The sequence below is a fragment of the Pandoraea sp. B-6 genome (assembly GCF_000282835.1).
GTDB classification, from domain to species: Bacteria; Pseudomonadota; Gammaproteobacteria; order Burkholderiales; family Burkholderiaceae; genus Pandoraea; species Pandoraea cepalis.
Genome location: NZ_KB290530.1, coordinates 29440 through 49635, shown reverse-complemented (window position 1 = coordinate 49635; position 20196 = coordinate 29440). Strand labels below are relative to the sequence as shown.

22 protein-coding genes and 1 pseudogene are annotated in these 20196 nt (G+C 64.5%); 13 read left to right on the top strand and 10 right to left on the bottom strand.

Annotation, left to right across the window (positions count from 1 at the left end):
- The 13 genes and pseudogenes from urtE (at position 1) to ureG (ending at position 10523) form a co-directional block, all read left to right on the top strand.
- A complete protein-coding gene (gene urtE / locus A985_RS0114000) occupies positions 1–702 on the top strand; it encodes an urea ABC transporter ATP-binding subunit UrtE (protein ID WP_017234029.1) in 702 nt (233 codons plus the stop codon).
- Between the two features lie 77 nt (positions 703–779).
- Positions 780–1631: an urease accessory protein UreD gene (locus A985_RS0113995; protein ID WP_017234028.1), complete on the top strand. Its 852-nt coding sequence runs from the start codon at positions 780–782 to the stop codon at positions 1629–1631.
- A 426-nt stretch (positions 1632–2057) separates the two neighbouring features.
- Complete coding sequence (locus A985_RS0113990; protein ID WP_039830361.1) at positions 2058–2828, top strand: transporter substrate-binding domain-containing protein; 771 nt, start codon at positions 2058–2060, stop codon at positions 2826–2828.
- Positions 2829–2868: 40 nt separating this feature from the next.
- A complete protein-coding gene (locus A985_RS0113985) occupies positions 2869–3555 on the top strand; it encodes an amino acid ABC transporter permease (RefSeq protein WP_017234026.1) in 687 nt (228 codons plus the stop codon).
- The gene (locus tag A985_RS0113980) at positions 3552–4202 is read left to right on the top strand and encodes an amino acid ABC transporter permease (protein WP_017234025.1); all 651 of its coding nucleotides are present in this window, start codon (positions 3552–3554) and stop codon (positions 4200–4202) included. Before A985_RS0113985 ends, A985_RS0113980 begins: the two co-directional genes overlap by 4 nt.
- The gene (locus A985_RS0113975) at positions 4189–4911 is read left to right on the top strand and encodes an amino acid ABC transporter ATP-binding protein (protein WP_017234024.1); all 723 of its coding nucleotides are present in this window, start codon (positions 4189–4191) and stop codon (positions 4909–4911) included. Before A985_RS0113980 ends, A985_RS0113975 begins: the two co-directional genes overlap by 14 nt.
- A 164-nt stretch (positions 4912–5075) precedes the next feature.
- Positions 5076–5378: an urease subunit gamma gene (locus A985_RS0113970; protein ID WP_017234023.1), complete on the top strand. Its 303-nt coding sequence runs from the start codon at positions 5076–5078 to the stop codon at positions 5376–5378.
- Positions 5379–5611: 233 nt separating this feature from the next.
- On the top strand, positions 5612–6187 hold the full coding sequence (locus A985_RS0113965) for a HupE/UreJ family protein (protein WP_017234022.1): 576 nt from the start codon (positions 5612–5614) through the stop codon (positions 6185–6187).
- A gap of 45 nt (positions 6188–6232) precedes the next feature.
- On the top strand, positions 6233–6538 hold the full coding sequence (locus A985_RS0113960) for an urease subunit beta (RefSeq protein ID WP_017234021.1): 306 nt from the start codon (positions 6233–6235) through the stop codon (positions 6536–6538).
- Complete coding sequence (gene ureC, locus A985_RS0113955; RefSeq protein ID WP_017234020.1) at positions 6535–8235, top strand: urease subunit alpha; 1701 nt, start codon at positions 6535–6537, stop codon at positions 8233–8235. Before A985_RS0113960 ends, ureC begins: the two co-directional genes overlap by 4 nt.
- A gap of 60 nt (positions 8236–8295) precedes the next feature.
- A pseudogene (ureE, locus tag A985_RS25520) lies at positions 8296–8973 on the top strand (urease accessory protein UreE); the annotation flags it as partial.
- A 103-nt stretch (positions 8974–9076) separates the two neighbouring features.
- Entirely contained in the window at positions 9077–9802 is a 726-nt protein-coding gene (locus tag A985_RS0113945; protein WP_017234018.1) for an urease accessory protein UreF, read from the top strand.
- An 82-nt stretch (positions 9803–9884) separates the two neighbouring features.
- On the top strand, positions 9885–10523 hold the full coding sequence (gene ureG / locus A985_RS0113940) for an urease accessory protein UreG (protein WP_017234017.1): 639 nt from the start codon (positions 9885–9887) through the stop codon (positions 10521–10523).
- A 32-nt stretch (positions 10524–10555) separates the two neighbouring features.
- Here ureG and A985_RS29830 read toward each other — a convergent pair whose 3' ends face one another.
- From A985_RS29830 to A985_RS0113895, 10 genes are all read right to left on the bottom strand, one after another.
- Positions 10556–10858 (bottom strand): type II toxin-antitoxin system RelE/ParE family toxin, encoded by a 303-nt coding sequence (locus A985_RS29830; RefSeq protein WP_083902303.1) that lies wholly within the window; start codon positions 10856–10858, stop codon positions 10556–10558.
- On the bottom strand, positions 10855–11265 hold the full coding sequence (locus A985_RS0113935) for a hypothetical protein (RefSeq protein WP_017234016.1): 411 nt from the start codon (positions 11263–11265) through the stop codon (positions 10855–10857). Before A985_RS0113935 ends, A985_RS29830 begins: the two co-directional genes overlap by 4 nt.
- Positions 11266–11411: 146 nt before the next feature.
- The gene (locus A985_RS0113930) at positions 11412–12377 is read right to left on the bottom strand and encodes a TraB/GumN family protein (protein WP_017234015.1); all 966 of its coding nucleotides are present in this window, start codon (positions 12375–12377) and stop codon (positions 11412–11414) included.
- A 32-nt stretch (positions 12378–12409) separates the two neighbouring features.
- Entirely contained in the window at positions 12410–13456 is a 1047-nt protein-coding gene (locus A985_RS0113925) for a peptide ABC transporter ATP-binding protein (protein ID WP_083902301.1), read from the bottom strand.
- On the bottom strand, positions 13453–14457 hold the full coding sequence (locus A985_RS0113920; protein ID WP_017234013.1) for an ABC transporter ATP-binding protein: 1005 nt from the start codon (positions 14455–14457) through the stop codon (positions 13453–13455). Before A985_RS0113920 ends, A985_RS0113925 begins: the two co-directional genes overlap by 4 nt.
- The gene (locus A985_RS0113915) at positions 14454–15374 is read right to left on the bottom strand and encodes an ABC transporter permease subunit (RefSeq protein ID WP_017234012.1); all 921 of its coding nucleotides are present in this window, start codon (positions 15372–15374) and stop codon (positions 14454–14456) included. The genes A985_RS0113920 and A985_RS0113915 overlap by 4 nt, the downstream gene beginning before the upstream one ends.
- A 12-nt stretch (positions 15375–15386) precedes the next feature.
- Positions 15387–16391 carry an ABC transporter permease subunit gene (locus tag A985_RS0113910; protein WP_017234011.1) on the bottom strand — a complete coding sequence of 335 codons (1005 nt, stop codon included), beginning with the start codon at positions 16389–16391 and terminating at the stop codon, positions 15387–15389.
- 229 nt (positions 16392–16620) lie between these two features.
- Complete coding sequence (locus tag A985_RS0113905; RefSeq protein ID WP_017234010.1) at positions 16621–18261, bottom strand: ABC transporter substrate-binding protein; 1641 nt, start codon at positions 18259–18261, stop codon at positions 16621–16623.
- A 204-nt stretch (positions 18262–18465) separates the two neighbouring features.
- A complete protein-coding gene (gene metF, locus A985_RS0113900; protein ID WP_017234009.1) occupies positions 18466–19296 on the bottom strand; it encodes a methylenetetrahydrofolate reductase [NAD(P)H] in 831 nt (276 codons plus the stop codon).
- 26 nt (positions 19297–19322) lie between these two features.
- Entirely contained in the window at positions 19323–20162 is an 840-nt protein-coding gene (locus A985_RS0113895) for a TlyA family RNA methyltransferase (protein WP_017234008.1), read from the bottom strand.
- Between the last annotated feature and the right edge of the window lie 34 nt (positions 20163–20196).

Below are 20196 nucleotides of genomic sequence, written 5' to 3'. Positions count from 1 at the left end.
ATGTTGGAAATTCACGCACTCAATCAGTACTACAGTGGCAGCCACATTCTGCGCAACGTGGAGTTCACCGTGCCCGACGGCCAGCTCACCGTGCTGCTCGGGCGCAACGGCGTGGGCAAGACCACACTGCTCAAGTGCCTCATGGGCGTGGTGCCGGTGAAGTCGGGCAGCATCGCGTGGCGCGGCACTGCCCTGACGTCAGCCCCCCCGTATGCGCGCGTGGCGCATGGGCTGGCGTACGTGCCGCAAGGACGCGAGATCTTCCCGCGTCTCACCGTCGAAGAGAATCTGTTGATCGGTGCGGCGAGCCGTCCCGCGCGCGAGGCCAAGCGCGGCGTGCCCGAGCACATCTACGAACTGTTCCCCGTATTGCGCGATATGAAGCAGCGGCGCGGCGGCGATCTGTCCGGCGGGCAACAACAGCAACTTGCCATTGGACGCGCGCTCATGAGCGACCCGCAACTGCTGATCCTCGACGAGCCGACCGAAGGCATTCAACCGTCGATCATCAAGGACATCGGGACAACATTGCGGCGTCTGGTCGACGAACGCGGCATGACGGTATTGCTGGTCGAGCAGTATTACGACTTTGCCCTGCAACTCGCGGATCACTATCGCGTGATGAGTCGGGGCGCCATCGTGGCGAGCGGCCTCGGCAAGGACATGGAAGCCGACGGCGTACGGCATCAGGTGGCCGTGTGAGACAGAGACGGCAGGTTTCGATGTCGCGCACGGTCGGCGCGTGCTAGATTCGCGCCATCCATTGCCGAACGATTTTCATGAATTCTCCGCACACGCCCAGCGCCGGCTGGCACGCCGCGCTGACGCTCGGCTTCGCCCGTCAGGAAGCGCGCACCGTTCTCGCCACGCGACGCCACCACGGCCCGCTCGTCGTCCAGAAGTCACTTCATCCGGAAGGCCCCGGCATTTGTCATGCCGTTGTCGTACATCCGCCCGGCGGGATTGCGGGCGGCGACACGCTGTCCATCGACGTCGAGGTCGGTCCCAACGCGCACGCCGTATTGACCACGCCAGGGGCGACCAAGTGGTACAAGTCGCAAGGCCGATTCGGGACGCAGGACATCAGCCTCACCGTACGCGACGGCGCGAAGCTCGACTGGCTGCCGCTCGAGAACATCGTGTTCGAGCATGCGGATGCGCGCCAGTGCATCACCGTGAAGCTTGGCGAGAACGCGTCCGTCATCGGCTGGGACGCCACGCTGCTCGGCCGTCAGGCGGCCGGCGAGCAGTGGACGCACGGCCAATGGCGCGCGCGCTTCGAACTGCGCGATGCGACGGATCGTCTGCTGTGGGCGGAACAGGCCGTGCTCGACGCCGACGATGCGCAACGCACCGGCACCACCGCGCTGGCGGGTTTCCCCATCTTCGCCACGCTGTGGGCCGTCGGTGCCGCTTGCACACGCGAGCTGGCCGAGTCGCTCGCCCAAGGCCTGCCGTTCGACGACACGCTGCGCGCGGGGATCACGTGCCTGCCGGGCAACGTGCTCGTGCTGCGCGTGCTCGGCTACGACATGGAGACGGTACGGCGGTTGCTGGTCTCGCATTGGCTGACGCTGCGCCCGCTCGTTCACGGCGTGCCCGCCGAGCCGCTGCGACTCTGGGCGACGTGAGACGGCTTCCCTCCCGTCACACACACCACACGCACCATAACGGTGACGCGCGCGCTGCCGCGTCATCCTCTCCGGCCCGAATTCGCACCAATGCTGGGCTTCCCTCCCCGTTTTCGCCACTTCCCGTTGTCGTCGCCATTGCTGTCGCCGTTGCCGTCGGCACGGCACGTTGCGCGTGCGTGCGCCCCATCCCATCAGCCCCGTGACCTGAAGCATTGCCGGGCACGATTCCTGCTAGATCACTGTATCGACCGGTCAGACCAGATGTGCCGGCCGCCGGAACACTCCTGTTACCGGAATGCTTCGCCCCCCCCGATCCACGAGGTTGCCTCTATGCTGCCGTTCATTCGTAGTGCCTTCTCTCACGACACCGTTGCCGCCACGCTCGGCGCACGCGCACGGACCCGTCGCGCGTTCACCACGCTGATGCTGGCCGTGAGCGCAATCACCGTCTTCGCCGTGGCCGTGCCACGCAGCGCGCATGCCGACGGACTCGACGACATCATCAAGCGTGGCACCCTGCGCGTAGCCGTGCCGCAAGACTTCCCGCCGTTCGGTTCGATCGGCGCCGACATGAAGCCGGTCGGCTACGACATCGACGCTGCCGCCTTGCTCGCCAAGGGCATGGGCGTGAAGCTGGAACTGGTGCCGGTGACGAGCGCCAACCGCATCCCCTACCTCACGACGAACAAGGCCGACCTGGTGATCTCCAGCCTCGGCAAGAACGCCGAGCGCGAGAAGGTCATCGATTTCTCGCAAGCGTATGCGCCGTTCTACAACGGCGTGTTCGGGCCCAAGGATCTCGCGGTGTCCAAGCCCGCCGACCTGTCGGGCAAGACCGTCGGTGTGACGCGCGGCGCCGTCGAAGACCTCGAACTCTCGAAGATCGCCCCGGCCGACGTCACGATCAAGCGCTTCGAAGACAACAACGGCACGATCTCGGCGTTCCTGTCCGGGCAGGTGCAATTGGTCGCCACGGGCAACGTCGTGGCTGCGGCCATTCTCGCCAAGCACCCGCCCAAGTTGCCGGAGCCGAAGTTTCTCATCAAGAACTCGCCGTGCTTCGTCGGCCTGAACAAGAACGAGCCGCGGCTGCTCGCCAAGGTCAACGAGATTCTCGCCGCGGCGAAGAAAGATGGCGCGCTGAGCAACGTCTCGCAGAAGTGGCTCGGCATGCCGCTGCCGACGAATCTCTGATCTTGACATCCCGCCCCTCGCGACTCCTCACCGGCTTCACATGCATTACGTTCTCGATTTTGCCGATCTGCGGCAATACCTGATGCTCTTCGTGCGCGGCGCCGCGCTGACGGTTGTGCTCACGGCCGTGTCCACGGTCGCGGGCGTGAGCCTCGGCGCGCTGTGCGCCGTCGCCCGCGAGGAAGGCGCGGTGTGGCTCAAAGCCATTACCGGGCTGTACGTCGAGCTGATCCGCAACACGCCGTTCATTGTGCAGCTCTTCTTCATCTTCTTCGGACTGCCGAGTCTTGGCATTCATATCGACGAGACGACCGCCGCCGTGCTCGCCATGAGCGTGAACCTGGGCGCGTACGCCACCGAGATCATTCGCGCCGGCATGCGAGCGGTGCCGCGCGGTCTGTCCGAAGCGGGACTGTCGCTCGCCATGACGCGCGGCCAGATCCTGCGTCATGTGATCTTGCCGCAGGCGTTTGCCAAGGTGTTCCCCGCACTCGCCAGCCAGATCGTGATCGTGATGCTGGGGTCGGCCGTCGTCTCGCAGATCTCCGTGCCCGATCTGTCATACGCCGCCAACTTCGTGCAGTCGCGCACGTTCCGGGCGTTCGAGAGCTATCTGATCGTCACCGCCGTGTACCTCGCGCTCGCGATCGCACTGCGCCGTGTGCTGACGCGCTGCGCACGGCGCCTCTTTCGCGGCACGGTCAACGTCAAGGCAGGTGCCCGATGATCGAGTTCTCGACGTGGGACATGTTGCACGGCCTGCTGCTGGCAGCCCGCTGGACGCTCGCCCTGTCGGCCATCGCCTTCGTCTGCGGCGGCGGCGTCGCCCTGATGTTGCTTGTCGTGCGCGTTGGACGCGTTTCCTGGGCAGCACGCGCCGTGGCGCTGTATATCGAAGTGTTCCAGGGCACGCCGCTGCTCATGCAGTTGTTCCTGGTGTTCTTCGGCTTGCCGCTGCTCGGTCTCGACGTCTCGCCCTGGGTCGCGGCGGCCGTGTGCCTCACGCTCTACACGAGCGCCTATCTCACGGAGATTTGGCGCGGTTGCGTCGACGCGATTCCGCACGGCCAATGGGAAGCCTCGTCGAGTCTCGCCATGCGATACGGCGAGCAACTGCGTCACGTGATCTTGCCGCAGGCACTGCGCATTGCCATCGCGCCCACGGTCGGCTTCTCGGTGCAGGTCGTCAAGAGCACGGCGCTCGCGTCGATCATCGGCTTCGACGAACTCACCAAGACCGGCACCATGCTCACCAACGCGACGTTCCAGCCGTTCACCGTGTACGGCCTCGTCGCGCTGCTCTACTTTGCTGCCTGCTATCCGCTGTCGCTGTGGGCGCGTCATCTCGAAAGGAAACTCCATGTCGCTCATTGAAGTCAGGGGCATGCAAAAGCGCTTCGGCGAAACCCCCGTGCTCAAGGGCATCGATCTGGACGTCGAGCGCGGCCAGGTCGTGTCGATCATCGGCAAGAGCGGGTCGGGCAAGAGCACATTGCTGCGCACGCTCAACGGCCTGGAGCGGTTCGACGCGGGCAGTGTCGCCGTGGAGGGCGTGCACGTCGGAGCGCGCGACACCGATCTGCGCGCATTGCGTCTGAAAGTCGGCATGGTGTTCCAGCAGTACAACCTGTTTCCGCATCTGTCGGCCGGCGAGAACGTGATGCTCGCGCAGAAGGTGGTGAAGAAGACGCCGGGCGCCGAAGCGCGCGACGTTGCCCGCGCCATGCTCGATAAGGTGGGACTGGCCGACAAGTTCGACAGCTATCCATCGCAGCTCTCGGGCGGTCAACAGCAGCGTGTGGCGATCGCCCGCTCGCTCGCCATGCGTCCGGCCGTGATGCTGTGCGACGAGATCACCTCGGCACTGGATCCCGAGTTGGTCGCCGAAGTGCTGGGGGTGCTCGAAAACCTCGCCGCCGAAGGCATGACGCTGATTCTCGTCACGCACGAGATGCGCTTCGCCCGTCATGTGTCGGACCGCGTGGTGTTCATGCATCAGGGCAAGATCTGGGAGTCCGGCGCGCCGGAAACCCTCTTCACGCAGCCGTCGACACCAGAATTGCAGCGCTTTCTCTGCCAATGACGACGCCGATGACCGACACCTGCCGCCGCGTCGTTTCGCACAGTTTTGGTGCGTGCCACGCAGGCGGCAAAACCCAGTGGCGCGGACAAGAACGTGCGCCTATGATGTGCGGCAACGGCGACCGCCCCACGACCCTTTCGCATTGACGTTCCCCCCCGTTCACGATGAAGCTCACTCCGCGCGAAAAAGACAAGTTGCTCATCTTCACCGCCGCCTTGCTCGCCGAACGTCGGCGTGCGCGCGGGCTGAAACTGAATTACCCGGAGGCCGTGGCCTTCATCAGCGCCGCCCTCATGGAAGGCGCGCGCGACGGACGCACCGTGGCCGACCTGATGCATTACGGCACCACGCTGCTCTCGCGCGACGACGTGATGGAAGGCGTGCCCGAAATGATTCCGGACATTCAGGTCGAAGCCACGTTTCCGGACGGCACCAAGCTCGTCACCGTGCACCACCCGATTCCCTGAAGGACGCACGCGCGGAATGCCGAGCGTAGGAAGGTGGCCCTCATCGCCGTTCGTTCTCGGTCACCCTTGTCCTTCGCTTCGCATTCGATTCTCTGTCGTCGACAACCCCATCTTAAGGACGTCTCATGTCAGTGGCTCGCCTCCCTATTGCCCGTGATGCCCATGAAGTGACCGTCGCGTACGCGGCGGATGCTTCCCCGGCCCCCGGTCGCACGTACCCTCGCGTCGTGCGTGTGACGACTGGCCTCGCGCTGCTCGCCGCTTCGAGTCTGGCGCTCGCGCACCCCGGTCATCCGGGCCATGACGCGGCGGGCAGTTTCGTCGCAGGTTTCGTGCATCCGCTCACCGGCGCCGATCACCTTTGCGCCATGATCGTGGTTGGCTTGTGGAGTGCGCTCACGTCGAAACGTGTCTGGCTCGCCCCGTTGGCTTTCGTCGCCATGCTTGCTGCAGGCGGGTTACTCGGCATGGCGTATGGCGCGGGGCTGCCGGGCGTCGAGCCGATGATTGCCGTCTCGCTGCTCGTGCTGGGACTCATGCTCGCGACGCGCGCGAAGCTCCCCGCCGCAGCGGGGGCTGCTGTCGTCGGCGCGTTCGCGATCTTCCATGGGGTGGCTCACGGTGCGGAATTGCCGGTCGAGGCGAGCGCCATGCATTACATGGCCGGCTTTCTGCTCGCGACCGGCGTGCTGCACAGTCTGGGCATCGTGGCCGGCGTTGCGCTGCGTCGCCGTACCGCGTGGTTGCCGCGCGTGCTCGGCGCGGGCGTGCTCGCCTACGGCGCGGCGCTGCTCGTCGCGGCGGCCTGAACGGCCAAGGTTGCGCGCATCCTTCAATTCCTCCAAGAGACGCTCATGATTCCCGGAGAACTGTTGCCCGCCGCAGGTGACGTCACGCTGAACGAGGGTCGCCCGACCCTCAGCGTGAGCGTTGCCAACACCGGCGATCGCCCGATCCAGATCGGCTCGCATTTTCACTTCTACGAAGTCAACGACGCGCTGCAATTCGACCGCGAAGCGACGCGCGGCTTTCGCCTGAACATTGCGTCCGGCACCGCGGTGCGCTTCGAGCCGGGGCAGCAACGCACGGTCGAACTGGTCGCGTTGGCGGGGGACCGCCGCGTCTTCGGCTTCGCGGGTCGCGTGATGGGGGCGCTATGAAGATTTCACGCCGCGCCTATGCGGAAATGTTCGGCCCCACGACGGGCGACCGGCTGCGGCTCGCCGACACGGAACTCATCGTCGAGATCGAGCGCGACTATACGATCTACGGCGAAGAAGTGAAGTTCGGCGGCGGCAAGGTGATTCGCGACGGCATGGGCCAATCGCAGCGCACGCGTGCCGACGTCGTGGATACCGTCATCACCAATGCCGTCATCATCGACCACTGGGGCATCGTCAAAGCCGACATCGGACTCAAGGACGGCCGGATCTGGGGCATCGGCAAGGCGGGCAATCCGGACATCCAGCCCGGCGTGACCATTCCACTGGGCGGCGCGACGGAAGTGATCGCCGGCGAAGGCATGATCGTCACGGCAGGCGGCATCGACTCGCACATCCACTTCATTTGCCCGCAACAGATCGACGAGGCGCTCTCGTCCGGCGTGACCACGCTGCTCGGCGGCGGCACCGGGCCGGCGACCGGCACGAACGCCACCACCTGCACGCCGGGGCCGTGGCACCTGGAGCGCATGCTGCAAGCGGCCGACGGCTGGCCGATCAACCTCGGCTTTCTCGGCAAGGGCAACGTCAGCCAGCCCGCCCCGCTGATGGAGCAGATCGAGGCCGGCGCGATCGGCCTGAAGCTGCACGAAGACTGGGGCTCCACGCCGGCCGCCATCGACGCCTGCCTGTCGGTGGCCGATGCGACCGATACGCAGGTCGCCATCCACACCGACACGCTCAACGAGGGCGGCTTCGTCGAAGCCACCGTTGCGGCCATCAAGGGCCGCACGATCCACACGTACCACACCGAGGGCGCCGGGGGCGGTCACGCACCGGATATTCTCAAAGTGTGCGGCGAGGCGAACGTGCTGCCGTCGTCCACCAACCCGACGCGGCCGTACACCATCAACACGCTCGACGAGCATCTCGACATGTTGATGGTCTGCCATCACCTCGATCCGGCCATCGCGGAAGACATTGCGTTCGCCGAATCGCGCATTCGCCGCGAAACGATTGCCGCCGAAGACATCCTGCATGACCTTGGCGCACTGTCGATGATCTCGTCGGACTCTCAGGCCATGGGGCGCGTCGGCGAGGTCGTCATGCGCACGTGGCAGACGGCGCACAAGATGAAGGTGCAGCGCGGCGCGCTCGGCACCGACTCGGCGCAGGCCGACAACTTCCGCGTCAAGCGCTACGTGGCGAAGTACACGATCAACCCGGCGATCACACACGGCATGGCCCATGAGATCGGCTCGGTGGAGGTCGGCAAATGGGCCGACCTGGTCCTGTGGGAACCGGCGTTCTTCGGCGTGAAGCCGTCGCTGATTCTCAAGGGCGGCATGATTACGTCAGCGCTCATGGGGGACCCGAACGCGTCCATCCCGACGCCTCAGCCGGTGCACTATCGCGAAATGTTCGGCGCGCGCGCCGGGGCGCTGGCGCGCACGTCGCTCACGTTTGTGTCGCAGGCGGCGTACGATGGCGACGTGGCCGGCCGCTATGGACTGGCCAAGCGCATCGTGCCGGTGCGCAATATCCGGCAGGTGACCAAGGCCAACATGATCCACAACGACTGGCTGCCGCATATCAGCGTCGACCCCGAGACCTATCAGGTCATCGCCGACGGGCAGTTGCTGACCTGCGAGCCTGCGAGCGTGCTGCCGATGGCGCAACGTTACTTCCTCTTCTGAGCTATGTCGCAAGCCCCCGAATCGCCCCACCCGGCAGATAACGCCGCCCCTTCGACGACGCTGCGCCGCGTCGAGAAACGCCTCGAGGCCGGACGCCTGGCTGCGCCGCTCATGCGGCGTGCCCCGGCGCTCGTGCTGCCGTTCGATGCGCGCAGCAAGAGCCGCCTGCGCGCCACGCTGGAGACCGGCGAAGACGTCGCCCTGTTCCTGCCGCGTGGCACCGTGCTGCGCGGCGGTGACGGGCTCGTGGCCGACGACGGCGGTCTCATTCGCGTGGAAGCCGCCCCCGAGACGGTGCTGCTCGTCACGGCCGCCACGCCGCTCGCGCTGACCCGCGCGGCATACCATCTCGGCAATCGGCATACGCCTGTCGAAGTGGGCGATGGTTATCTCAAGCTCGAATACGACCCGGTGCTGCGCGACATGTTGCTGCGACTCGACGTCGACGTAGCCGAAGCCTTGATGCCGTTCGAACCCGAAGCGGGTGCCTATGGCGGCGGCCACAAGCATGGTCACGATGCGAGCTTCGCCGAAGACATGGCGCTCGCCCAGCGCGTGTTCCATGAGCATCATGGACATTCGCACGAGCATGAGCATGATCACGGGCACGGGCACGGGCACGGGCACGATCATGACCATGATCGCGGCCATGTTCACGGCCCGGGGTGCCATCACGATCACGCGGCGGTTCACGCGCATGGCCCGGATTGCGCGCACTCGCACGCTCACGACGATCATCACGGCCATGCCCATGTTCACGGCCCCGATTGCGGGCATGACCACTCCCATACGCCGGACAGCACCACTACCGGCAATGCGCCTTTCCCTGTGAGTCCGACCGATGACGGCAAGTCTGGCCAGTCCTCTCGCTGAACCGGTTGCCACCGCGTCGTTGCAGTCACTCGCGGCGCTGCTGCATCTCGCATCGCCGGCGCTGCCCATCGGCGCGTTCAGCTATTCACAAGGGCTCGAAGCCGCGGTGGAACATGGCATCATCCACGATGCCCCGAGCGCCGAGCGCTGGATTGCCAGCCAGCTCGACGGCGTATTCACGACCGGCGAGATGGCCCTGCTCGCCAGACAGTGGCGCCACTGGCAAGCGGGCGATGTCGCGTCGCTCACCCGTGTGAACGAATGGCTACTCGCCACGCGCGAGGCGGCCGAGTTGCGTGCGGAAACCGAGCAGATGGGCTGGTCGCTCACGCAACTGGCGATCTCCCTCGAATGGGGGAATCCGATACAGCGCGAACACCTGTCCTCGCTGCGTCCGATCGCGTTGCCAACGGCCTTCGCCTTTGCGGCGCTGACGCATGGCGCTCCGCTGCTGGACACGCTCGTCGCTTACGCGTTCAGTTGGCTCGAGAATCAGGTGGCCGGCGCGCTCAAAGCCGTGCCGCTCGGACAATTGGCCGCGCAACGGGTCATCGTGGCATTGCGCCCTCGTGTGGTCGATGCCGCGCATCGAGCCGCGTCGTTGCCGGATGACCGGATCAATACCTTTTCCCCGGCGCTCGCCATTCTCGCGTCGCGTCACGAAACACAGTATTCACGCTTGTTCCGTTCGTGAGACGCGATACGTCGCGTCCACGATTTTCGTCATTTCGTCATTTCGTCATCTTTCCTTTTTTCCGCCACTCACGACATTCGCCATGACGACTTCTGCCAACGCCCGTCGTACCAAGAAGAATCCGCCGCTGCGTGTCGGCATCGGAGGCCCGGTCGGCTCCGGCAAGACCACCCTGACCGAGATGCTCTGCAAAGCCATGCGCGAGCGCTACGATCTCGTCGTCATCACCAACGACATCTATACGAAAGAGGACCAGCGCCTGCTCACGGTGGCCGGCGCGCTGGCGCCCGAGCGCATCCTTGGCGTCGAGACCGGCGGTTGCCCGCACACGGCCATCCGGGAGGATGCATCGATCAACCTCGAGGCCGTCGAACGCATGCTCGAACGCTTTCCTGACGCCGACGTGGTCTTCATCGAATCGGGTGGCGACAACCTCGCGGCCACGTTCAGTCCCGAACTCTCGGATCTCACGATCTACGTGATCGATGTGGCCGGTGGCGAGAAGATTCCGCGCAAGGGCGGCCCCGGCATCACCAAGTCCGATCTCCTCGTCATCAACAAGACCGATCTCGCCCCCTACGTCGGGGCATCGCTGGACATCATGCGGTCGGATACGCAAAAGATGCGCGGCATGCGTCCGTTCGTCATGGGGAACATGAGGGAAGGCAAAGGCCTTCAGGAGATCATCCGTTTTATCGAGGCACGGGGGATGCTGGCTTGAGGTCATGCACGAAGCCGCCGGCCGGGGATACGTCAGTCGTGGAATGGGTAGTCCCTGGGAGGCCAGGGACGACTGACGTTGTGTAATTTGAGAATGGTGACTTTGTTCTCCTTTAGACGGTAAATGATTCGGTATCGCTTGTGAGAAACAAGTTCTCGGGTATTGGGTAAGCGCCCGGGACGACCAATGGCAGGAAACGAGCGCAGTGTTTTCACTGCGCGTTTCAGCGAATCCTCAAAATCGAGGGCGACGTGGAGGTTGAAATTCTCCAGCGACATCCTGGCGATGGTGCGATCCCTTTGGGCATGCTTTGACCATTGGATCGTTGCAATCACAGCCGTTTCAGAACGCTCCGTCTCCACGCCTCAGCCTCGGCGCTGACCACCTCATCGGGTACCGTGCGGCCGGCGTCGGCGTCCCGCAGCCCCAGTAGGATGCCCACAAACTCGTCGACGTGGATCTCGCTGGGGTCATGCGGGAACTCGAAATACGCTTCATTGAGGTCGACGGAGCATCCGGTCTTTACGACTTCGCTGGGCAGCTTGCGGCCGGCGGCCACGTCGGCAAGTCCGCGGATCGTTGCTTCGTAGAGGATCTGCGCCTCTTCTTCAACGCTGAGCGCGTAATGCTCTATGCGCTCAACGGGCTCAACCGGCTCGGACGGCTCAAAAGGTGTGGAAGGAATGGCATGCGCCGGCGCTTGGCGCACGGCAAGATCGGCGCTTTGATCGACAATTGGCATCGTGACTCCTGACGAGGATTTGGGCGGGGGACCACTCACACGAGTGTGACCAAATTAATCGTCAGGGATGGGGGAGTCAATCGGGTGGGCTTGTTTCTCGGGCGATTCCTAGCCGGATCGCCCGCCTGTCTCAGGTCCGTTTCAGACTACCGCTGCGCCACGGAAAATCCATGCTCCCGCAGCAGTTGCAGCACCCCATGCGGGCCGCCGAGATGGAGCGTGCCGATGGCGACGAAGACCGGCTTGCCCGGGTCCGCCAGAAACAGCATGCGCGCCAGAAAACGCCGATTGCGCGAGAACAGAATGCGCTCGTCGATCGCGTCGGCCAGTGCCACGTTGCGGCGCACTTGCGCCGCCTTGCCCTGAGACCAGTCGAACACCAGCTCGGCATCCCCGGCCCGCCACAGACGATGCAACTCCTCTACCTGCGCCGTGGCGGTCTTGGGTGTGAGCACCAGCTCCTGCGCCAGCAGTTCGTTTTGCTGAGCCGACGTCAGTCCGGTGAAGGCATCCATCTGCTCCGCCAGCGATTCGAGACCGACGATGCGCCCGCGATAGATGTTCTCCAACTGGTTCTCGGTGCCGTACTCCGTTTGCAGATCGGCCCCCATCGAATCCAGCGTCTCGACGAGCAGCGCCGCCAGCCACGGACGCATGTGACGAATCTCGGCCAGCATCGCCGGATTGCCCTTGAGACGCGCGCGCAGCTTACGCCACAGCGCCCCCGGGATAAGCCTCGGCAGACAGGCGCGTGAGCACATGCCGTACTTCTGCACGTCGTCCTGGGACATCGTCAGGTCGTCGGGCGACAACTCGAATGCCACCACCGACGACACGCGCAGCGCATCGACCACGACTTTGCGAAACGGGTAGTCGTCCGGCTTGCCGACGTGCAGGGTGCCCATCACGTAGATGGTCATGTCGCCCTTGCGGGCTTCGTAAAACGGGAGATTGGCGCCGGGCGGCGATTCGCCCGGCTCGGGCACGACCAGCGGCAACGTTCGCGGCGCCACGGCTTGCGGCGTTACGATCGACGCCGCGTCCAGCGTGATGGCGAACGTCATCAGCAGGCAACCGAGCAGCCAGCCGGCCAATGCAGCGCCCCGACTCACATGCGTCGCGCGTGGTGGTCCACCCAATCTCGTCATCCCTCAATGTCTTCAACCCGATGGCACGCCACCAGACGCCCGTCGAGCTTGCGCAGTTGCGGCACTTCTTCGCGGCAACGGTCTATCGCGTACGGACAGCGCGGTGCAAACGCACACCCCGGCGGTGGCCGCAGCGGCGAGGGCAACTCGCCGGTCAGCGCCATCTTCACGCGCCGCTCGGCGGCCTTGATCGCCGGCGTCGCCGACATCAGCGCCTTGGTGTACGGATGCAGCGGCTTGCCGAACACGGCGGCCTTGGGGCCGTGTTCGACCGCGCGGCCGAGATACATCACCATGACGTCGTCGGCCACATGCTCGACCACGGCGAGATTATGCGACACGAATACGTAACTCGTCGCGTATCGGTCCTGCAAATCCATGAAAAGATTCAGGATCTGTGCCTGAATTGAGACATCCAGGGCCGAAACCGGCTCGTCCGCGACCACGATGGCCGGCGACAGGATCATCGCCCGGGCAATCGCCACCCGCTGCCGCTGCCCGCCAGAGAACATGTGCGGATAGCGCGCCACATGTTCCGGACGCAGCCCCACCGTGCGCATCATCGCCGCGATCGTCTCGCCGCGTTCGGCACGGCTCGCCGAGGTGTTGATGGACAGCGGCTCGTCGAGCGCCTGCCCCACCGTCTTGCGAGGGTTGAGCGACGCATACGGGTTCTGGAACACCATCTGGATCCGCGTGCGCAGCGGCGCCAGCGCCCCCGCCGACGCCGCCGTGGTCTCGGTCGCGTCGACCACGAGTCTGCCGGACGTCGGTGCTTCGATCAACGTCAGCACCCGCGCCAGCGTCGATTTGCCGCACCCCGACTCACCGACCACGGCCAGCGTACGACCGGCGGCCAGCGAGAACGACACGCCGTTGAGTGCCTTGACCGTGGCCTGTGGGCGCATGAAGCCACGATTGACGGCGTAGAAGCGCGTCAAATCGTGCGCGGCGAGCACCACGCGGCTGCCGCCGCGGTCAGCTTCATGTGCGTCCGGGGCCTGCGGCACTCCCGGAGGTGTCGCGAAAACAGTTTCACTCATTGCGCACCTCCTGTCGTGCGTTCTTCCGCCAACGCATGCGGCAGCGGCTTGAAGCATCGCACCTGGGGCGAGCCCGAAGCGTTCGGCCCGACGTAGGGCTGCAACGCCGGGGGCACCGTGCGGCAATGGTCGTCGGCATACGGACAACGCGGCGAAAGCAGACAGCCCGTCGGCCGATCGTCGCGCCCCGGCACCATGCCCGGCAACGTACGCAGTCGCCGCACGCCCCGGTTGTGCTCGGGAATCGCTGCGAGCAACGCCTCCGTGTAGGGATGATGCGGGGCATCGAACAGCGCCGGCACCTGCTGGTTTTCGATCACCTGCCCCGCATACATGACGGCCACCCGGTGCGCGACTTCGGCCACGACGGCGAGATCATGGGAGATCAGCACGAGCGCCATGCCGTGATCCTTCTGCAATTGCAGCAGCAAGGCCATGATCTGCGCCTGGATGGTGACGTCGAGCGCGGTGGTCGGCTCGTCGGCAATGAGCAGCTTCGGGCGACAGGCAATCGCCATCGCAATCATCACCCGCTGGTTCATTCCGCCGGAGAGCTGATGCGGATACGCGCCGACCCGGTTCGCGGCATCGGGAATTTCGACCTGCTCCAGCAACTCGACGACGCGATTGTGCAACGCACGTCCGCGCAGCCCCATGTGGCGGCGCAACACCTCGGCGATCTGATAGCCAACGGTGTAGCTCGGATTCAGGCTGGAAAGCGCGTCCTGAAAGATCATCGACACGTCGCGGCCGACGATGCCGCGACGCTCGCGCGCCGACGCGCGCAGCAGATCGCGTCCGTCGAAGCTTACTTCGTCGGCACGTACGCGGCCTGGCGCGTCGACCAGCCCCATGAGCGCGAGCATCGTCACGCTCTTGCCCGAACCGGATTCGCCGACCACGCCAAGAATCTCACCCTGGCCGACGTCGAGGTCAATGGCCTCGACCGCGCGTGCGCCGTCGAAGTCGACCGAAAGATTTCGAATGGAGAGCAGGCTCATGCGATTCGCTTCAATTTGGGGTCAAGTGCGTCGCGCAGGCCGTCGCCGACTAGGTTGATGGCGAGCACCGAGATGACGATCGCAAGTCCCGGCAGCGTCACAATCCACCAGGCACTTTCCATGTAGTCGCGTGCGGAGGCAAGCATCGAGCCCCACTCGGCGAGCGGCGGTTGCACGCCCAGGCCAAGAAAGCCGAGCGCCGCCGCATCGAGAATGGCCACCGAGAAACTCAGCGTGGCCTGCACGATGAGCGGCGCCGCGCAGTTCGGCAACACCGTCGAGAACATCAGTCGCAGCGTGCCCGCCCCGGCCATGCGCGAGGCAATGACATATTCGCGCTGCAACTCGCCAATCGCCGCTGCGCGCGTCAAACGCACATACGCCGGCAACGTCACGATCGCGATGGCGATGGTCGTGTTGGCGAGGCCCGGGCCGATCACGGCGACCACGGCCACGGCCAGCAACAGCGACGGCAACGCCATCATCATGTCCATCAACCGCATGATCGGCGTGTCGAGCCAGCGTGGGAAGAATGCCGCCAGCAGCCCCAGCAGAATGCCCGGAATCAGCGAGAGCACCACCGACGACAGACCGATCCAGAACGACAGGCGTGCGCCATAGATCAGACGCGAAAGAATGTCGCGGCCGGCCTCGTCGGTCCCGAGCAGGAACTGAAGCTTGCCGCCGTCGAACCAGGCGGGCGGAATCTTCACGAAGTCGCGATATTGCTCGATGGGGCTGTGCGGCGCGATCCATGGCGCGAAGATCGCCGCCACGAACATCGACAACAGCACGATGGCCGCGGCCGTTGCACCACGGTTCGCGGTGAAGCTGCGCAGGAACTCCCGGAACAACCGCGCACGAGGTGTGGCCGTCACGGCGGCGGGGGGCGGCAGCGTAGCCGGTGTATCGCTCATGATTGACGTCCCTCAGTGCCGGATGCGCGGGTTGACGACGCCATAGAGCACGTCGACCAGCAGGTTGACCAGGATCACGCCCGTTGCGATGAGCAAAATGCCGCCCTGCACCACCGGATAGTCGCGTCGCAGAATGGCATCGATCAGCCATTTGCCGATGCCGGGCCACGAGAACACGTTCTCGGTCAGCACCGCACCGGCGAGCAGCGCGCCGACTTGCAGACCAATCACGGTGATGACCGGAATCAGCGCATTGCGCAACGCATGCACGACGATCACGCGCCACGGGGAGAGTCCCTTCGCACGCGCCGTACGGATGTAGTCCTCGCGAAGCACTTCGAGCATGGCCGAGCGCGTCATGCGGGCAATCACCGCGAGCGGCACGGTGCCGAGCACAATGGTGGGCAGAATCAGATGACTCACCGCGGAACTGAACGCCCCTTCGTCGCCCGAGAGCAATGTGTCGATGAGCATGAAGCCGGTGACGTGCGGCACATCGTACTCCACGCCAATGCGGCCGGAGACGGGCGTCCATTGCAGGTAGACGGAGAAGAACATGATGAGCAGCAGGCCCCACCAGAAAATCGGCATGGAGTAGCCCGTGAGGGCCGCGCCCATCGTGGTGTGGTCGAGCATTTTGCCGCGCCGCAGCGACGCCGCCACGCCGGCGGGCAAGCCGACTGCGAGCGCGAAGATCATTGCGCACAGGGCAAGTTCGAGCGTCGCGGGAAAGCGGGCGAAGAACTCGTGAAGCACCCCCTCGTTGGTGACGATGGAGCGCCCGAGGTCGCCTTGCGCCGCGTGCTTCAGATAGACGAAATATTGCGTGGTGAGCGGCTGATCGAGACCCAGGCGCTTCATCGCCTCGGCGTGCATGACCGGGTCGAGATTTCGCTCGCCCACGAGCACTTCGATCGGATCGCCGGGAATCAGGTGAATGAGCGCGAACGCCAGGACGGTGATGCCGATGAACGTCGGGATCACCATGCCCAGTCGTCTCATGACGAATCTCAGCATAGGAGGTTTCCGTGGGGGCTTCGCGCACCGCCCATCCCCTGTGCGGGGACGGATGGCGCTATGCCGCGTGAATCAATCATGGACGATCCTTTGTCCTGTTGCGGCAGGCGGACTCGGGCGCGGCGGCCGAGTCTGCCTGCGTGATACCGGGATGACGACGGACGGCGACAGATAGCGACCGACACCCGGCGTCAGCCGGATGCGGTCATCAACGCGCCCGCCGGGTGCCTTACTCCAGCGATACGCCAATGAAGCTGTTGCGGCCGAACGGGCTCAGCTTGAAGCCCTTCACGTTCGTGGCCATCGGCTTGTACTGCGTGGAGTGCGCGATGGGCGAGAACGGCAGTTGTTGCGCGAAGATCTCCTGTGCCTGCGTGTAGAGCTTCGTGCGCAAGGCGACGTCCGTGGTCTGGCGTGCTTGCTTGATGAGATCGTCGAACGGCTTGTAGCACCACTTCGAGAAGTTGTTGCCGTTGACCGAATCGCAGCCGAGCAACACGCCGAGCCAATTGTCCGGGTCGCCGTTGTCGCCGGTCCAGCCAATGAGCAACGCGTCGTGCTCACCCGCCTTGGCGCGCTTGATGTACTCACCCCACTCGTACGTGACGATATTGGCCTTCACGCCGATCTTTGCCCAGTCGGCCTGAATCATCTCGGCCATGAGCTTGCCGTTCGGGTTATACGGACGTTGCACCGGCATGGCCCACAGCGTGATTTCCATGTTCTTCACGCCCGCCTTCTCAAGCAGCGCACGGGCTTTCTCCGGGTCGTAGCCAGCCGACTTGATGTTCTTGTCGTAGGACCACTGCGTCGGCGGCATCGGTGCGCCGTTCGACAACTGTCCGGCCGAGCCATAGACGGACTGGAGAATCGCCTTCTTGTTGATCGCCATGTCGAGTGCCTGGCGCACTTCCACACGATCGAGCGGCTTCTTCTGCACGTTGTACGCCACGTAGCCGAGGTTGAAGCCGACCTGGTCCGGCATCTTGAGCTTCGACGCCTTGCCCTGCGCCGCGATCTCGGCCTTGATCGCATCGACATCGGCCGGGCGCGGGTAGGTCGTGATCTGGCATTCGTTGCGCTTGAGCTTCTGAATGCGAACGTTGGCGTCGGTCGTGATCGCGAAGATCAGCTTGCTGACCTTCGGCGGCAGACTCGTGTTCCAGTATTCCTTGTTGCCATCGAAGCGCAGCGTGGCATCTTTCGTATAGCTGCGGAAGATGAACGGCCCGGTACCGACCGGCTTGAGCGCGATATCGCGAGCGTTGTTCGCCGCGAGCAGCTTGTCGGCGTACTCCTTCGAGAGGATCGATGCGAACGGCATCGCCAGGTTCTGAAGGAACGGGGCGTCGACCTTCTTCAGCACGAAGCGAACGGTGTACGGATCAACGACCTCGATGTGGTCGATATCAGCCTGCAGACCCATGTCGACGAAATACGGAAACTCCGTCGGATAGGCCTTGCGGAAGGGCATGTCGCGATCGCCCATGCGATCGAAGGTGAACTTCACATCCTCGGCATTGAAATCGCGCGTGGGTTTGAAGTACTCCGTGGTGTGGAACTTGACGCCCTTGCGCAGATGGAATGTGTAGATCTTGTTGTCCGGCGAGATGTCCCACGACTCCGCGAGTGAGGGCATCACGCCCGTCTCGCCCGGCTTGAACGCGATCAGGCGATTGTAGATGGCGTCGGCAGGATCGAAATCGGTGCCGGTAGTGAGCTGGCCCGGATCGAAGCCGACCGGGCTGCCCTCGGAGCAGTACACGAGGGTCTTGTTCGGGATTTCGACAGCTGCGGCGGGCCGGATCACGGCCACACCGGCAAGCAACGTCGCAGCCAAAAGCAAACGCAGGGTGTGAGTCTGTTTCATAGGCTCCTCGGGATCGGGTGTGATGCCCGGCAACGGTCTGTCGCCGAGCCTACCGGGGATATTACTGAAGCTTCCCCCGTGCCACAACACGCCAAATCCCTAGCAAACCGCCTATTTGTGGTGTTTTTGATTAGGAAATCACTGAATTGTGATTAGAATTGACTTCCCATCCGCCCACCGTTCGGCCAACGATTTCGCGACGCGTTACAGACCGAGTCGCTGCCACATCGCCTTGGTGGCCGACGCCGCGTTGAGGGTATAGAAGTGCAATCCGGGCACGCCCTGCGCGAGCAGCCGTTCGCATAGCGCCGTCACCACATCGAGCCCGAAGGCGCGGATCGAGTCGCGATCGTCGCCAAAGCCTTCGAGACGCTTGGCAATCCATCGCGGCACTTCAGCACCGCACATCTCCGAGAAGCGCATCATTTGCGAATAGTTCGTGATCGGCATGATCCCCGGCACGATCGGCACGTCGACACCGAGACGCGATGCATCGTCGACGAAACGGAAATAGGCATCCGCATTGAAGAAGTATTGCGTGATGGCCGCATTCGCCCCCGCCTTCACCTTGTGGGCGAAATGCTCGAGGTCCAGGCGCGGCGACTTCGCCTGCGGATGGTACTCCGGGTAGGCCGCCACCTCGATGTGGAACCATTCGCCGGTTTCGGCACGAATGAACTCGACCAGCTCCGACGCGTAACGAAACTCGCCGATCTCCCCCATTCCCGACGGCAGATCGCCGCGCAGCGCCACGATGTGGCGGATGCCGTGTTGGCGATACGTCTGCAGAATCTCGCGGATGTTGTCCTTGGTCGAACCGACGCAAGAAAGGTGGGGGGCCGCCTCCACGCCTTCGCGTTGGATTTCGACAACCGTATCGAGCGTACCCTGCTGCGTGGAGCCGCCGGCACCGAACGTCACCGAGACAAACTTGGGGCCGAGCGGGAAGAGTTGCTGGCGCGTGGCGCGCAGCTTCTCCGCGCCCTCCGCCGTCTTGGGCGGGAAGAATTCGAAACTGAAGGAAGGTTGCGTCATGATCGTTCTATTATCGAGAGAGTCGTTCATGCCGCGCGCGTCGCGTGCACGAAGAACTCCCGGTTGCCGTCACCGCCAGCGATAGGACTGTCGAGCCATGCGGCTACCGTCAGTCCCAACGTCTCACAGGCGGCGCGGATTTTTGTCTCCACTTGCGCATACTGCGCGGCATCTCGCACCAGGCCGCCGCGGCCAATGTGCTCACGCCCCACTTCGAACTGCGGTTTGACCAGCATCAGCAAATCGCCGGTCGCGCCCAGCAGCGGCGCCACGGCCGGCAACACCAGTGTGAGCGAAATGAACGACACATCCCCGACGATCAGGTCAAAGCCTGCCTCGGGAACAGCCGCCATCGTCGACGCCGGTTCGCCCTGTGCGCCGCCCTCCGCCGCCTGCTGTGCCAGACGCGCATCGAGCGTCTCACGCGACAGATGCCGCGCGTTGATCCCTTCGAGCGACACGAGCCGCGGCTCGCGCGCCAGTCGTCGATGCAGTTGCCCGTGACCGACGTCGACCCCGCCCCCCCGCCCCCCCCCCGCCTGCAAGAGGCAGTCGGCAAAACCGCCGGTCGACAACCCGACGTCGAGCGCGACGCGGCCGGTGACGTCGAGCCGCGTTTGCGCCAGCGCGCCCGCCAGCTTCAACCCGCCTCGCGACACGTAGCGGTCCTCGCCGGGCAGGCCGTCGGCGGCGGCACGTACTTCCAGATCTTCGTCGCTCGCCACAACCTCGCTGGCTTTCTTCACGGCCGTTTCGGTGCCCGCGTAATAAACACGTGCGGCATCGATCAGACGTTGCGCGGCGGTGCGCGATGCGGCCAAGCCTCGGGCGACGAGGGCTTGATCGGCACGAAGGGCTTGCGACATGACAGCGAATTTCCTGCAATACAAGGTCGACGAC

Excerpts from the sequence above, each read along its gene's own strand:
- urtE (WP_017234029.1), top strand. The coding sequence starts at position 1 with ATGTTGGAAATTCACGCACTCAATCAGTACTACAGTGGCAGCCACATT.
- A985_RS0113995 (WP_017234028.1), top strand. The coding sequence starts at position 780 with ATGAATTCTCCGCACACGCCCAGCGCCGGCTGGCACGCCGCGCTGACG.
- A985_RS0113990 (WP_039830361.1), top strand. The coding sequence starts at position 2,058 with ATGCTGGCCGTGAGCGCAATCACCGTCTTCGCCGTGGCCGTGCCACGC.
- A985_RS0113985 (WP_017234026.1), top strand. The coding sequence starts at position 2,869 with ATGCATTACGTTCTCGATTTTGCCGATCTGCGGCAATACCTGATGCTC.
- A985_RS0113980 (WP_017234025.1), top strand. The coding sequence starts at position 3,552 with ATGATCGAGTTCTCGACGTGGGACATGTTGCACGGCCTGCTGCTGGCA.
- A985_RS0113975 (WP_017234024.1), top strand. The coding sequence starts at position 4,189 with ATGTCGCTCATTGAAGTCAGGGGCATGCAAAAGCGCTTCGGCGAAACC.
- A985_RS0113970 (WP_017234023.1), top strand. The coding sequence starts at position 5,076 with ATGAAGCTCACTCCGCGCGAAAAAGACAAGTTGCTCATCTTCACCGCC.
- A985_RS0113960 (WP_017234021.1), top strand. The coding sequence starts at position 6,233 with ATGATTCCCGGAGAACTGTTGCCCGCCGCAGGTGACGTCACGCTGAAC.
- ureC (WP_017234020.1), top strand. The coding sequence starts at position 6,535 with ATGAAGATTTCACGCCGCGCCTATGCGGAAATGTTCGGCCCCACGACG.
- A985_RS0113945 (WP_017234018.1), top strand. The coding sequence starts at position 9,077 with ATGACGGCAAGTCTGGCCAGTCCTCTCGCTGAACCGGTTGCCACCGCG.
- ureG (WP_017234017.1), top strand. The coding sequence starts at position 9,885 with ATGACGACTTCTGCCAACGCCCGTCGTACCAAGAAGAATCCGCCGCTG.
- A985_RS0113935 (WP_017234016.1), bottom strand. The coding sequence starts at position 11,265 with ATGCCAATTGTCGATCAAAGCGCCGATCTTGCCGTGCGCCAAGCGCCG.
- A985_RS0113925 (WP_083902301.1), bottom strand. The coding sequence starts at position 13,456 with ATGAGTGAAACTGTTTTCGCGACACCTCCGGGAGTGCCGCAGGCCCCG.
- A985_RS0113920 (WP_017234013.1), bottom strand. The coding sequence starts at position 14,457 with ATGAGCCTGCTCTCCATTCGAAATCTTTCGGTCGACTTCGACGGCGCA.
- A985_RS0113915 (WP_017234012.1), bottom strand. The coding sequence starts at position 15,374 with ATGAGCGATACACCGGCTACGCTGCCGCCCCCCGCCGCCGTGACGGCC.
- A985_RS0113910 (WP_017234011.1), bottom strand. The coding sequence starts at position 16,391 with ATGCTGAGATTCGTCATGAGACGACTGGGCATGGTGATCCCGACGTTC.
- A985_RS0113905 (WP_017234010.1), bottom strand. The coding sequence starts at position 18,261 with ATGAAACAGACTCACACCCTGCGTTTGCTTTTGGCTGCGACGTTGCTT.
- metF (WP_017234009.1), bottom strand. The coding sequence starts at position 19,296 with ATGACGCAACCTTCCTTCAGTTTCGAATTCTTCCCGCCCAAGACGGCG.
- A985_RS0113895 (WP_017234008.1), bottom strand. The coding sequence starts at position 20,162 with ATGTCGCAAGCCCTTCGTGCCGATCAAGCCCTCGTCGCCCGAGGCTTG.